12 protein-coding genes and 2 tRNA genes are annotated in these 12,984 nt (G+C 68.4%); 5 read left to right on the top strand and 9 right to left on the bottom strand.

All coding sequences use genetic code 11. The annotated features are described in order from the left end of the window. Positions 1-40 precede the first annotated feature (40 nt). The 6 genes from serA to ACFVY3_RS03725 all read right to left on the bottom strand — a co-directional run bounded on the left by serA (position 41) and on the right by ACFVY3_RS03725 (position 8,421). On the bottom strand, positions 41-1,636 hold the full coding sequence (gene serA, locus ACFVY3_RS03750) for a phosphoglycerate dehydrogenase (RefSeq protein WP_400158802.1): 1,596 nt from the start codon (positions 1,634-1,636) through the stop codon (positions 41-43). A 138-nt stretch (positions 1,637-1,774) separates the two neighbouring features. Then, positions 1,775-2,800, bottom strand: coding sequence for a ketol-acid reductoisomerase (ilvC, locus tag ACFVY3_RS03745; RefSeq protein ID WP_364134890.1), 1,026 nt, complete (start codon positions 2,798-2,800; stop codon positions 1,775-1,777). A gap of 79 nt (positions 2,801-2,879) precedes the next feature. Beyond that, the gene (gene ilvN / locus ACFVY3_RS03740) at positions 2,880-3,392 is read right to left on the bottom strand and encodes an acetolactate synthase small subunit (RefSeq protein WP_290257479.1); all 513 of its coding nucleotides are present in this window, start codon (positions 3,390-3,392) and stop codon (positions 2,880-2,882) included. A 2-nt stretch (positions 3,393-3,394) separates the two neighbouring features. Further along, a complete protein-coding gene (locus tag ACFVY3_RS03735) occupies positions 3,395-5,296 on the bottom strand; it encodes an acetolactate synthase large subunit (RefSeq protein WP_364134887.1) in 1,902 nt (633 codons plus the stop codon). Between the two features lie 338 nt (positions 5,297-5,634). Next, complete coding sequence (ilvD, locus tag ACFVY3_RS03730; protein ID WP_377970047.1) at positions 5,635-7,353, bottom strand: dihydroxy-acid dehydratase; 1,719 nt, start codon at positions 7,351-7,353, stop codon at positions 5,635-5,637. Between the two features lie 99 nt (positions 7,354-7,452). Continuing rightward, positions 7,453-8,421, bottom strand: coding sequence for a LysR family transcriptional regulator (locus ACFVY3_RS03725; protein ID WP_377970045.1), 969 nt, complete (start codon positions 8,419-8,421; stop codon positions 7,453-7,455). Between the two features lie 105 nt (positions 8,422-8,526). Here ACFVY3_RS03725 and ACFVY3_RS03720 point away from each other — a divergent pair, with 105 nt between their 5' ends. Both ACFVY3_RS03720 and ACFVY3_RS03715 read left to right on the top strand, forming a co-directional pair. Continuing rightward, the gene (locus ACFVY3_RS03720) at positions 8,527-9,345 is read left to right on the top strand and encodes a hypothetical protein (protein ID WP_377970044.1); all 819 of its coding nucleotides are present in this window, start codon (positions 8,527-8,529) and stop codon (positions 9,343-9,345) included. Between the two features lie 256 nt (positions 9,346-9,601). Further along, positions 9,602-9,674, top strand: a tRNA-Lys gene (locus ACFVY3_RS03715). 128 nt (positions 9,675-9,802) lie between these two features. On the opposite strand, the gene ACFVY3_RS03710 is transcribed toward ACFVY3_RS03715, so the two are convergent. The 3 genes from ACFVY3_RS03710 to ACFVY3_RS03700 all read right to left on the bottom strand — a co-directional run bounded on the left by ACFVY3_RS03710 (position 9,803) and on the right by ACFVY3_RS03700 (position 11,121). Further along, positions 9,803-10,372 carry a hypothetical protein gene (locus tag ACFVY3_RS03710; protein ID WP_400158801.1) on the bottom strand — a complete coding sequence of 190 codons (570 nt, stop codon included), beginning with the start codon at positions 10,370-10,372 and terminating at the stop codon, positions 9,803-9,805. Between the two features lie 19 nt (positions 10,373-10,391). Beyond that, a complete protein-coding gene (locus tag ACFVY3_RS03705) occupies positions 10,392-10,526 on the bottom strand; it encodes a hypothetical protein (RefSeq protein ID WP_290257472.1) in 135 nt (44 codons plus the stop codon). A 100-nt stretch (positions 10,527-10,626) separates the two neighbouring features. Beyond that, positions 10,627-11,121 (bottom strand): MarR family winged helix-turn-helix transcriptional regulator, encoded by a 495-nt coding sequence (locus tag ACFVY3_RS03700; protein ID WP_290257470.1) that lies wholly within the window; start codon positions 11,119-11,121, stop codon positions 10,627-10,629. A gap of 109 nt (positions 11,122-11,230) precedes the next feature. Here ACFVY3_RS03700 and bcp point away from each other — a divergent pair, with 109 nt between their 5' ends. The 3 genes from bcp (at position 11,231) to ACFVY3_RS03685 (ending at position 12,734) form a co-directional block, all read left to right on the top strand. Next, positions 11,231-11,704: a thioredoxin-dependent thiol peroxidase gene (bcp, locus tag ACFVY3_RS03695; RefSeq protein ID WP_400158800.1), complete on the top strand. Its 474-nt coding sequence runs from the start codon at positions 11,231-11,233 to the stop codon at positions 11,702-11,704. A gap of 54 nt (positions 11,705-11,758) precedes the next feature. Then, a tRNA-Leu gene (locus tag ACFVY3_RS03690) sits at positions 11,759-11,840 on the top strand. Between the two features lie 198 nt (positions 11,841-12,038). After that, positions 12,039-12,734, top strand: a complete 696-nt coding sequence (locus ACFVY3_RS03685) for a fasciclin domain-containing protein (protein ID WP_377970038.1) — start codon at positions 12,039-12,041, stop codon at positions 12,732-12,734. The last annotated feature ends 250 nt before the right edge of the window (positions 12,735-12,984 follow it).

Raw genomic sequence — 12,984 nt, 5'->3', positions numbered from 1 at the left:
TGCGGCGGACGCGCCGCCGCAGGCAAACCGGTAAGGGTGCTTAGTCCTCGAGGTCCACTTCGCGCACCATCTCGGCGCCGATGCCGGCCTTGATGGCGTCGAGGACCTGCTGGGGCACGGAGCTGTCGATGGTCAGCAGGGCGAGCACCTGGCCGCCCTCGGCCTGCCGGGCCACCTGCATGCCGGCGATGTTGATGTTGTTCATGCCGAGGATGTGGCCGATGGTGCCGATCACGCCGGGGCGGTCCGAGTAGGCGACCACCACGAGGTGCTCGCTGATCGGGATTTCGACCTCGAAGCCGTTGATGCCGACCAGCTTCTCGATCTGCTTGGGCCCGGTCAGGGTGCCGGCCACGGAGATCTGGCTGCCGTCGCTGAGCGCCCCGCGCAGGGTCAGGACGTTGCGGTAGGACTCGGTGTCCGGGGTGGTGATCAGCCGGACGTTGATGCCGCGCTGCTCGGCGATCACCGGGGCGTTGACGTAGGAGACCTGCTCGGTGACGACGTCGGCGAAGATGCCCTTGAGCGCGGCGAGTTCGAGGACCTTGACGTCCAGTTCGGAGATCTCGCCGGCGACCTCCACGTCGAACTGGGTCAGCGACGCGTGGGTCATGGCGGTGAAGATCCGGCCGAGCTTCTCGATCAGCGGGATGCCCGGGCGCACGTCGGGGGCGATCACGCCGCCGGCGACGTTCACGGCATCCGGGACCAGCTCGCCGGCCAGGGCCTGGCGGACGGACCGGGCCACCGAGACGCCGGCCTTCTCCTGGGCCTCGTCGGTGGAGGCGCCCAGGTGCGGGGTGACCACCACGTTGTCGAGCTTGAAGAAGGGCAGGTCGGTGCTTGGCTCCTTGACGAACACGTCGACACCGGCGCCGGCGATCTCGCCGGACTCCAGCGCGGTGTAGAGGGCTTCCTCATCCACCAAGCCGCCGCGGGCGACGTTGACGACGTGCGCGGTGGGCTTCATCTTCCGGAACGCGTCGGCGCCGAGCATGCCGACCGTTTCCGGCGTCTTGGGCATGTGGATGGTGATGAAGTCGGACTGGGCCAGCAGCTCGTCCAGGGTCACCAGCTGCACACCGAGCTGGGCGGCCCGGGCGGAGGTGATGTAGGGGTCATAGGCGAGGATCTTGGTGTCGAAGCCCTTCAGCCGGGCCGCGACCAGGGCGCCGATGCGGCCGAGGCCGATGATGCCGATCTTCTTCTCGAACAGTTCGGTACCGGTGTACTTGGAGCGCTTCCACTCGCCGTCCTTGAGCGCCGCGGAGGCCTGCGGGATGTGCCGGGCCAGGCTCAGGATGTGGCCGACGGTCAGTTCCGCGGCGGAGACGATGTTTGACGTCGGGGCGTTGACCACCATGACGCCGGCCTGGGTGGCGGCCTTGATGTCCACATTGTCGAGTCCGACGCCGGCGCGGGCGATGACCTTGAGGTTCTTTGCCGCGGCGATGGCCTCGGCGTCGACCTGGGTGGCCGAGCGGATCAGGATCGCGTCCACGTCGGCGATCGCCGAGAGCAGCTGGGAACGGTCGGCGCCGTCGGTCTGGCGGATCTCGAAGTCCGGGCCGAGGGCCTCGACTGTGGCGGGCGAAAGTTCCTCGGCGAGGAGTACGACAGGTTTGGTGCTTGTCACCGGTGACCTCTTTAGCTCTCTTGTATTCAGGTGGGGATTTTGGTGAATCGATGGTGCGGGTAAACAGATGGTGCAGGTAAACACAGGGAAAGCCGGACCCCCGTTGCGGGTGTCCGGCTCCCCCTGCCGGTCAGTTCCCTAGCGGGCGACTGATCCTTCGGTGTAGTCGTCTTCGTTCTTGATCCAGGAGAAGAGCTTGCGCAGTTCCCGGCCGGTGGCCTCGATCGGGTGGTCCTCACCCTTCTTGCGAAGTTCCTTGAACTCCGGTGCGCCGGCGTCTTGGTCATCGATGAACCGCTTGGCGAAGGTGCCGTCCTGGATGTCCTTGAGGACGGCCTTCATGTTCTCCTTCACCTCGGGGGTGATGACCCGCGGGCCGGAGACGTAGTCGCCGTACTCGGCGGTGTCGGAGACGCTCCAGCGCTGCTTGGCGATGCCGCCCTCGACCATCAGGTCGACGATCAGCTTGAGCTCGTGCAGCACCTCGAAGTAGGCGACCTCGGGCTTGTAGCCGGCCTCGGTCAGGGTCTCGAAGCCGTACATGATCAGCTGCGAGGCGCCGCCGCAGAGGACCGCCTGCTCGCCGAAGAGGTCGGTTTCGGTCTCTTCGGTGAAGGTGGTCTCGATGACGCCGGCGCGGGTGCCGCCGATGGCCTTGGCGTAGGACAGGGCCAGTTCCTTGGCCTTGCCGGACGGGTTCTGCTCGACGGCGATCAGGTCCGGCACGCCGCGGCCGGCCTCGAATTCGCGGCGGACGATGTGGCCCGGGCCCTTCGGGGCGACCAGGGCGACGTCGACATCGGCCGGCGGCTGGATGTAGCCGTAGCGGATGTTGAAGCCGTGGCCGAAGAACAGGGCGTCACCGGCCTGCAGGTTCGGGGCGATGTCCTCGGCGTAGACGTGGCGCTGGACCTGGTCCGGGGTGAGGACCATGATCAGGTCGGCCTCGGCGACGGCGTCGGCGACGTTGAGGACACGCAGGCCTTCCGCCTCGGCCTTCGCGCGGGACTTCGAGCCTTCCTTGAGTCCGACGCGGACGTCAACACCGGAATCGCGCAGGCTGAGGGCGTGGGCGTGGCCCTGGGATCCGTAACCGATCACGGCGACGGTGCGGCCCTGGATGATCGACAGGTCGGCGTCGTCGTCGTAAAACATTTCAGTCACTGGGGTGTCTCCTTATTAATGGATTCGTGGGGTGTTGTCTGTGAATTCGTGTGGCGCTGTGCTGCAGGTGCGGCGCGGCCTACGCGGAGCGCAGGGCCCGGTCGCTCATCGAGCGGGACCCGCGGCCGACGGCCAGGGTGCCGGACTGCACGATTTCGCGGATGCCAAAGGGCTCCAGCACCGAGAGCAGTGCCGTGAGCTTGTCGGGGTGGCCGGTGGCCTCGATGACGACCGACTCTGTGGAGACGTCGACCACCGATGCGCGGAAGAGGTCGGCTGCCTGGGTTACCTGCAGCCGGGTTGCGGCGTCCGCCCGTACCTTGACCAGGATGTGGTCGCGCTGTACGGAAGATTCTGGGGTGAGCTCGACGATCTTGATCACGTTGACCAGCTTATTCAGCTGCTTCGTGACCTGCTCGATCAGCTCGCCGTCGGCGTCGACGACGACGGTCATCCGGGAGATGCCGGCGACCTCGGTCGGGCCGACGGCCAGGGAGTTGATGTTGAAGGCGCGCCGGGCGAAGAGGCTGGCCACGCGGGTCAGCACGCCGGGCTTGTCCTCGACCAGGACGGAGAGTGTGTGGCGGGTCATGGTCAGTCCTCTTCTTCCCAGTCCGGGGTCATGTTCCGGGCGACCTGGATCTGGTCGTTGCTCACTCCGGCGGGCACCATCGGCCAGACCATGGAGTTGGGGCTGACGACGAAGTCGATCACCACGGGACGGTCGTTGATTTCCAGGGCCTTCTGGATGGTCGCGTCGATATCCTCGTCGCGTTCGCAGCGCAGGGCCGCGCAGCCGTAGGCGTCGGCGAGCTTGACGAAGTCCGGGATGCGGACGGTGTCGTGGCCGGTGTTGAGATCCGTGTTGGAGTAACGGCCCTCGTAGAACAGGGTCTGCCACTGGCGGACCATGCCCAGGGAGGAGTTGTTGATGACGGCGACCTTGATGGGGATGTTGTTGATCGCGCAGGTGGCCAGTTCCTGGTTGGTCATCTGGAAGCAGCCGTCGCCGTCGATCGCCCAGACCACGCGGTCCGGGTTGCCCACCTTGGCGCCCATCGCCGCGGGCACGGCGTAGCCCATGGTGCCGGCGCCGCCGGAGTTCAGCCAGGCGTGCGGGCGCTCGTACTTGATGAACTGCGAGGCCCACATCTGGTGCTGGCCCACGCCGGCCACGTAGACGCCTTCGGGGCCGGTCAGGGCACCGATCCGCTCGATGACCCGCTGCGGAGCGGTCAGGCCGTCCTCGGGTTCGGTCCAGCCGAGCGGGTAGGTCTCCTTGAGGTTGTTCAGGAAGGCCCACCAGTTGGCCAGGTCCGGGGTGCCGGAGGCCTCGAACTGCAGACGCAGGGCTTCGCTCAGTTCGGGGATGATCTCCTTGACCGAACCCACGATCGGCACGTCCGCGGTGCGGTTCTTGGAGATTTCCGCGGGGTCGATGTCCGCGTGGATCACCTTTGCATTGGGGGCAAAGGAGGAGAGGATGCCGGTGACCCGGTCATCGAAGCGGGCGCCGAGGGTGATCAGCAGGTCCGACTGCTGCAGCGCGGTGACGGCCGAGACCGTGCCGTGCATGCCGGGCATGCCGACGTGCTGCGGGTGGGAGTCGGGGAAAACGCCGCGGGCCATCAGGGTGGTGACCACGGGGGCGCCGGAAAGCTCGGCCAGTTCCCGCAGCTCCGCGGAGGCGTGGGCCTTGACCACACCGCCGCCGACGTACAGGACCGGCTTCTTGGCTGCCGCGATCAGGCGTGCCGCCTCCCGGACCTGCTTGCTGTGGCCGCGGAGCACCGGGCGGTAGCCGGGCAGGTCGATCTTCGGCGGCCAGGAGAAGGTCATCTCGGACTGCTGGGCGTCCTTGGCCACGTCCACTAGGACCGGGCCGGGGCGGCCGGTCGAGGCGAGGTGGAACGCCTCCGCCATCACGTGCGGAATGTCGTTGGCGTCGGTGACCAGGAACGAGTGCTTGGTGATCGGCATGGTGATGCCGACAATGTCGGCTTCCTGGAAGGCATCGGTGCCGATGACTCCGCTGGAGACCTGGCCGGTGATGGCCACCATCGGCACGGAGTCCATGTGGGCATCCATGATGGCGGTAACGAGGTTGGTGGCACCGGGGCCGGAGGTGGCGATGCAGACGCCCACCCGTCCGGTAACCATGGCATAGCCTTGCGCGGCGTGGCCGGCTCCCTGTTCGTGACGGACCAGGACGTGATTCATCCTGGAGGCCATCAAAGGGTCATAGGTGGGCAGGATCGCGCCACCGGGCAAACCGAAAATGTCCTCGACGCCGAGTTCTTCGAGTGCGCGGACGATTGCTTGCGAGCCGGTCATCACCGTCGGGGGTACGACGTTGTTCGGCCCAAGGACGGGAGAGGCAGCAGCATGCTCGACGACGGCGGTGTCGGCCGGTCGTTCGACGCGTTCCGGAGCTTTGTGCGCTCCAGCGGACTTCGTAGCCATCAGCGAGGGGCTGATCGGCGATCCTTTGCTCATCGGACTCTTCCTTAGGTGGATCTTCGGGTGGATCTACAGTGATCGTGTGGTGCTGGCGGTGCGGGTGGAGCGGAAATAAAAAAACCCCTCAGCCTGCCGGCTCTTCGAGGGGTTTGCGCGTGACGGTTCGTTACCAGTGGAGGCTATGAGGCCACGCGCTTGGTAAGGACGACGGATACACCTGCAGCAATGCCGGCGGTAACGATTGCGGTCATGCGTTCAGTTTTCCCTCTGAGCGAGACGGGTGTCAACGAGGCCGACGCCTGTCTCACTATTTGGACACCATTGTCCACCTGCTGAACGGGGTCGCGGCGTCGCGCCGCGGCCCAAAAGAGGTGCTAGCCGCAATAGGCGCCGGTGGAGGCGCTGTGGACGAGCTTGGCGTACTTGGCGAGCACGCCCTTGGTGTAGCGGGCCGGGAGCGGCTGCCAGCCTTCCTTGCGGGCTTCCAGCTCGGCGGGCTCGACCAGCAGGTCGAAGGAGCGGGCGGCGATGTCGACGCGGATCCGGTCGCCGTCCTTGACGAAGGCGATTGGGCCGCCGTCGACCGCTTCGGGCGCCACGTGGCCGATGCAGAGGCCGGTGGTGCCGCCGGAGAAGCGTCCGTCGGTCAGCAGCAGGACGTCCTTGCCGAGGCCGGCGCCCTTGATGGCGCCGGTGATGGCGAGCATCTCGCGCATGCCCGGGCCGCCCTTGGGGCCCTCGTAGCGGATGACGACGACGTCGCCGGCCTTGATCTCACCCTTGTCCAGCGCGTCCAGGGCGCCCTGCTCGCGTTCGAAGACGCGGGCGGTGCCCTCGAAGACGTCGGCGTCGAAGCCGGCGCTCTTGACGACGGCGCCTTCCGGGGCCATCGAGCCGTGCAGGATGGTGATGCCGCCGGTCTTGTGGATCGGGTTGTCCAGGGCGCGGAGGATCTTGCCGTCGACGTCCGGCGGGTTGATAGCGTCCAGGTTCTCCGCGACGGTCTTGCCGGTCACGGTGAGGCAGTCGCCGTGCAGCAGGCCGGCGTCGAGCAGCGCCTTCATGATCACGGGCACGCCCCCGATCCTGTCGACGTCGGTCATGACGTAGCGGCCGAAGGGCTTGAGGTCGCCCAGGTGCGGGATCTTGTCGCCGATGCGGTTGAAGTCGTCCAGGGTCAGCTCGACCTCGGCCTCGCGGGCGATCGCGAGCAGGTGCAGGACCGCGTTGGTGGAACCGCCGAAGGCCATAGTGACGGCGATGGCGTTCTCGAAGGCCTTCTTGGTCATGATGTCGCGGGCCGTGATGCCGAGGCGGAGCAGGTTCACCACGGCCTCGCCGGACTTGCGCGCGAAGTCGTCGCGGCGGCGGTCGGCCGAGGGCGGGGCGGCGGAACCGGGGAGGGACATGCCCAGGGCCTCGCCGATGCAGGCCATGGTGTTGGCGGTGTACATGCCGCCGCAGGCACCTTCGCCCGGGCAGATGGCCTTTTCGATGCGCGTCAGGTCCTCCATGCTCATCTTGCCGGCGGCGCAGGCGCCCACGGCTTCGAAGGCATCGATGAGGGTGACTTCCTTTTCCGAGCCGTCCTCTAGCTTGACCCAGCCGGGCATGATCGAGCCGGCGTAGAGGAAGACGCTGGCGAGGTCCAGGCGGGCCGCCGCCATCAGCATGCCGGGGAGGGACTTGTCGCAGCCGGCCAGCAGGACGGAGCCGTCGATCCGCTCGGCCTGCATGACGGTTTCGACGGAGTCGGCGATGACTTCGCGGGAGACCAGGGAGAAGTGCATGCCCTCGTGGCCCATGGAGATGCCGTCCGAGACGGAAATGGTGCCGAACTGCATCGGGAAGCCGCCGCCGGCGTGGACGCCTTCCTTGGCGCCCTGGGCCAGCCGGTTCAGGGAGAGGTTGCAGGGGGTGATTTCGTTCCACGAACTGGCGACGCCCACCTGCGGCTTGGCGAAGTCGTCGTCGCCCATGCCGACGGCGCGGAACATGCCGCGGGCCGGGGCTGCGTGGATGCCATCGGTGACGACGCGGCTGCGGGGCTTGATGTCCGGTGTGGCTGCTGCTGCTTCGGTGTCCTGGCTCATGGCTCAAAGTCTATGGGTCCGGCGAGGATGCCAACGAGCCGCCCGGCCGGATAAAGCGGCAATTCCGGAATATTTCCGCCCCCACGGCGGACTCACGTCCTAGACTGCGGAAGCCGCCGCATGACCCGCAGGTTTTCCGTGATCTCCGCCACGCAGTTCCGGCGCCAACGCCACCGCCCGCGCCTCGGCCTGCAGCAGGGCGATCACTTCCTGGATGGTGGTGCGTGCCGCGGCCTCGGGGCGGGCCAGCACCACGATGCTGCGGCTCGCCTTCACGCCCCGGAGGGGGCGCAGCACGAAGCCGCGGCCCTGGTTCTTCAGGGCCGTGTAGCGCGGCAGCAGGCTGAGCCCGTGCCCGGCACTGACCAGGGCCTCGAGGACGCGCAAATCCGGGTAGAGCTGGGCCCGCAGCGCCGGGGAGTCTGCCTGCATCTCGATCTGGCGCAGCACGGTATCGAAGGGGAAGCCGTCCGGCACGCCCATCCACGGGCAGCCGATGACGTCCTGGGCACTGAGGCTGGCCTTGGCCGCGAGCGGATGCCCCGCGGGAACCGCAACGTCCAGCGGCTCGTCGAGGAGCGGGACCACCTCCAGGCCCTGCCGGGCGAAGACCTCGGGGCCGTCCACGCTGTGCGCCAGGACGACGTCGTAGTCGGCGGCCAGGGCGGCGAAGCCGGCGACGCCGGGGTCCTCGAAATGGGCCTCGAAGCGCAGCCCGTCGATCTCGCGGACCCGATGCAGCAGGCCGGGCAGGAACATTTCCGCGGCGCTGGGGAAGAACGCCGCGCTCACCCGTGTCTGCCAGCCGCGGCGGTAGGTGTCGATGGTGGCCTCGGCCCGGGCCATGGCGGTAGACACTTCGGCCGCGGCGCCGGCCATCGCCAGGCCGGCCTCGGTCAGGCGGACGCCCCGCCCGGACTTCTCGACCAGCACCACCCCGAGTTCCTCCTGCAGCGTTTTCAGCTGCTGGGAGACGGCAGACGGGGTGACCTGCATGGCCTCCGCGGTGGCCCCGACGGTGCCGCGGTCCGCCAGTTCGCGGAGGATCCGCAGCCTCTTGAAGTCCATGAGCCGAGGCTACACGGGCCGTCCGGGCGTTGCTGGACACCCGCGAGGGCCGGACGTAACGTCAAGCACACGGCAACCCTGCCGCCCGACCCGAAGGATCCGGCCATGGATTGGATTATCTGGCTCATTGTCATCGTGCTGATCGTCGCGGTGGTGTGGACGCTCCTGAACCGCAACAGCCGACGGACCGGCGGCACCCAGGCTTCCGGCACGCAGTCCGCCGGTGCACCGGCCGCCGGCAGCACGCCGCGGGCAGCCGAGCGGGAGCCCGTTGCTCCGGCAGCCGCGGCGCCTGTCCCCGAGCCCGCGCCGGCCGCCAAGCCCGCACCGTCCGCCAAGCCCGCACCGTCCGCAGCACCGGCCGCCGCCTCAGAACCCACCGCCGCACCTGAGCCCGCTACCCAGACAGCCCCTGCTGAGGCTGCCCCCGCGGAAGCCCAAGCCGCGCCGGTGCACCACCCGGAGTACACCGGACCGCACGCGCCCACTCTCCCAGGGGCGGAGTCCGCGGCGGCCGAGGCCGCAGAAGCGGAGACCCTGCAGGCGGCGGCATCCTCCGCCGCGGTCGAGGGCTCGGCCAGCCACTCCGCTCCCCCGGCCCAGGAGCAGGTGCACGAATCGGCGACCGAACCCGCTCACGAACCGGCGCCTGCTCCCAGCCACGAGCCGATGCCGGAACCGATGCCCGAACCGGAGCCCGCCGGCCACCTTGCCGCCGAGCAGCCTTACGGCGTCGGCTCGGCCGCACCGGCCGCCGACGGCAGCGGCCCGGCCGACTTCACCGTCAAGGGTGACGCGGAAACCATGACCTACTTCGAGGAGACCAGCCAGGGCTACGAGGAGACCCGGGCCGGGGTGTGGTTCGAGTCGGCCGCGCACGCAGAGGCGGCCGGTTTCCGCCCGCCCCGCCGCGTCAGGCTCTGACGCTTCCGGACTGTGACTCACTTCACACTTTGCAACGCCGGCCCGCCGCCCCTCCCGGCATCCGTTCAGGGCAGGGCGGGCGGGCCCCCGAGGCCCGGAAATCCGCGGAATTGCGGGGTTGCCGCGCGTCGTCCCGCCCGCCTGGACAACCTCCCGGGCCCCGATTTCGCACTCCGGCAAATCTCGTGTAGAGTTTCATGTCGTTGCGGAGAACACCGCGGGAAATAAACAGCCCGGGGGAACGAAAACAACAGCTGCACCTCTAGCTCAACTGGCAGAGCAATTGACTCTTAATCAATGGGTTCCGGGTTCGAGTCCCGGGGGGTGCACACGAAAAGAAGCCGCTCCAACACCGATGAAAGTCGGAGTTGGAGCGGCTTTTTTGTGTCTGCGCGGATTTCGGGCGGCAAGGTGGATTACCCGAAGGCAGGGAGCCGCTGCGGCGAGGGGGTTCCGGTCAGCGCAGCCGGAGGCGGCGGGCGCGCAGTCCCAGGGCAGCTGATGCCGAGACCAGGACGCCGCCGCCGGCCAGCAGAGCAGCCCCCAGCCCCATGGTGCCCCGCTCCCCCGGTTCCGGCGCGTCCGTGGCGCCTCCGCCCGACGGAGCGTCCGCCGGGAGGGTAGGGGCGGCGGGCTGCGGCGGAACGGAAGCGGAGGGCGCCCGGGAAGGGGACGCAGGGCTCGTGGGTGTGGCAGGCGCCGTCGTTGCCGGCGGCACACCGGAGGCGGCCGGGGCGGCCCGGTCCGCCGGGGAAACCGGTGCCGGGGCCACGGGAGCGGGAACGGCCGGGGCTGGTGCAGGGGCCACGGGGGCTGTGGTGGGGGCAGGCGCCGGGCTAACGGTGGCCGTGGGCCTGGGACTGGACGGTGCCGTCGGCTGGCAGGGCCCGAGGGGCAACACGATCACGGGTGCGCAGGTCTCGGCCTTCGCCGGTGCCGCGGAGATCGTGAGGGCCAGGACCGTGGCGGCCAGAGTCGCGGCAACGGCTCCCGGGGAGGGGCGGCGCGCACAGCGGTGATCGGTCATGGCAACCTCCGGCGCGGGCTCAGCCGCGGACGCGGAGCGCCGGGTGGAAGAGCAGGGGCAGGACCAACTGGACGGGATCTGCGCCCACGGGCTCGTCGAGCAGCTCATTGATCGAGGTCTGCCCTTCCAGCTCCGGCGGGTGCGACGTGTCCATGGCACACAACCCTATGCGAGGTCGACCGGCACCCCGGGGCGTGACACGCAGTTCGCGCCGTGCTCCCGGGGGCAGGACGGTGCCGGCCGGAAAGGACAGGCTAGGAGAGGGTGCCTGCGTCCGCCGACACCTTGGGTGCAGGGGCGTCGACAATGTCCTTCGCGTCCTCGGTGGAGGAGATGCGGTTTGCAAGTTCACGCACCACGGCCTGCAGCTCGTGGCGAAGGGTATCCGGGTCGATGGACGCGGCGGCGAGCACGGAGCGTTCCATGTCCGCGGCGGCGACGACGGCCTCCCGGCCGCGGTCGGTCAGCGTCACCACGTGGCTGCGCCGGTCAGAGACGCTGCGCTCACGGGAGATGTGGCCGTGCGCCTCGAGGCGGCTGAGGGTCTTGCCCATCGTCTGAGCCTGGACACGCACCAGCTGTGCCAGCTGCGCCTGGGTCATGGGGCCATGGACGGAGAGCACTTCCATCGCGATGACCCCCGCGTGGGTAAGGCCGATTGCTCCCAGCTTTTCATTCCAGGAGTGCTCAACCAGGCGTGCTGCCGTGGACAAAAGGCGGCCAGTGGGCCAGCGATCCAAATCGGGCATAGTAAGCAGTATACCGAATCCCTGATTCGTCGTCGGTTTAGGCGCTCACTAAGCTGGGGTTCCGTCCGTCACATCCGCTCTCCGGAGCGTCCCAGAACAGGAGCCCACCGTGGCAGAACGACTCATCCCCGGCGACAGCGCGCCCGATTTCAGCCTCCAGGATTCCACCGGCCGCACCGTGGGCCTCAAGGACTTCAAGGGCCGCAGCACCGTCGTCTACTTCTACCCGGCGGCCGCGACCCCGGGCTGCACCAAGCAGGCCTGCGATTTCAGGGACTCCCTCGCTTCGCTCTCCGCCGCCGGCTACGACGTCGTCGGCATCTCCCCCGACCCCGTCGCCAAACTCGCCACGTTCGCCGAGAATGAGGGCCTGACCTTCCCCCTGCTGTCAGATCCGGACCACAAGGTCGCCGAGGCTTACGCCGCCTGGGGCGAGAAGAAAAACTACGGCAAGACCTACGACGGGCTGATCCGCTCCACCGTGGTGGTGGGACCGGACGGCAAGGTGGCCCTGGCCCAGTACAACGTCCGCGCCACGGGCCACGTGGCCAAACTGCGGCGGGACCTCAAGCTCGATCTGTAGAATGGTCCCTGGCGTCCGACGCCGGATCCCCGGATCCGCCGACGACGGCGCCGCGCGCGAGTGGTGAAATTGGCAGACACGCAGGATTTAGGTTCCTGTGCCTTCGGGCGTGGGGGTTCAAGTCCCCCCTTGCGCACCTTGGAAAACCCCGGTCTCTGGCCGGGGTTTTCCCGTTTTTAAAATATTTCTGCAATCCCACCCATCCCCCCGGCCCCATCGCCCGAATCTTCAGTGAGACACCAACCAAGGGTCGGTGCCCGCCAGTCGAACAACAGCAGCACCGGAACAACCCTCCGTTGCACGCATTACCTCGGCACAACTAAGGAGATTCACAATGCAGACCATCAAGCGCACCACGCTCGCCGTTTCCGGCATCGCCGCCGTCGCCATGCTGAGCCTGACCGCCTGCGGCGGATCCACCACCGGCTCCTCCAGCTCGTCGGCCCCGGCTGCGGCCCCGTCCGCGTCGAGCATGGCAGCCTCCCCCTCCATGAGCGCCTCGCCGTCGATGAGCGCCTCTGCCGGCGCCATGGACCCGGCCGCCGACCTGGTCGGCTCCGGCTGCGCCGCCTACGCCGCCCAGGTCCCCAGCGGTGCGGGCTCCGTGTCCGGCATGGCTCTCGACCCGGTAGCCACCGCGGCCTCCAACAACCCGATCCTCACCACGCTGACCGCCGCCGTCTCCGGCAAGCTCAACCCCAAGGTCAACCTGGTGGACACCCTGAACGGCAGCGAGTTCACCGTCTTCGCCCCGACCGATGACGCCTTCAAGAAGATCGACGCGGCCACGATCGACAAGCTCAAGACGGACGACGCCCTGCTGAGCAAGATCCTGACCTACCACGTTGTTCCGGGCAAGATCTCCCCGGACCAGATCGTGGGCACCCACAAGACGGTTGAGGGCGGCTCGGTCACCGTGACCGGCAGCAAGGACGCCCTGATGGTCGACGGCGCCAACGTCGTCTGCGGCGGTGTCAAGACCGCCAACGCCACCGTGTACATGGTCGACTCCGTGCTGATGCCGAAGTAACCACCACCAACCTCCCTTTCCGGGTCCGGCTTGACTCCCCGGACCCGACCGGAGAAAACGGAGGCCCGCACCATCGGTGCGGGCCTTCGCCGTGCCCGGGGCGTTCATGACGGCCGGGCCGGGGCCGCGCCGGAGTCTGCGGGAGTCTGCGGCACGGCACCGTCCACTAGAATGGGGCTCACTCCGCAGCCGGCGGCCCCATCGTTTCCCGAGGTGATTCTTCAGTGCCCAGCAGGACCGCGCCCATCAG

It is taken from the genome of Arthrobacter sp. BPSS-3, assembly GCF_044628475.1.
Taxonomy (GTDB): domain Bacteria; phylum Actinomycetota; class Actinomycetes; order Actinomycetales; family Micrococcaceae; genus Arthrobacter.
This window is presented reverse-complemented; position numbering and strand designations above follow the sequence as displayed.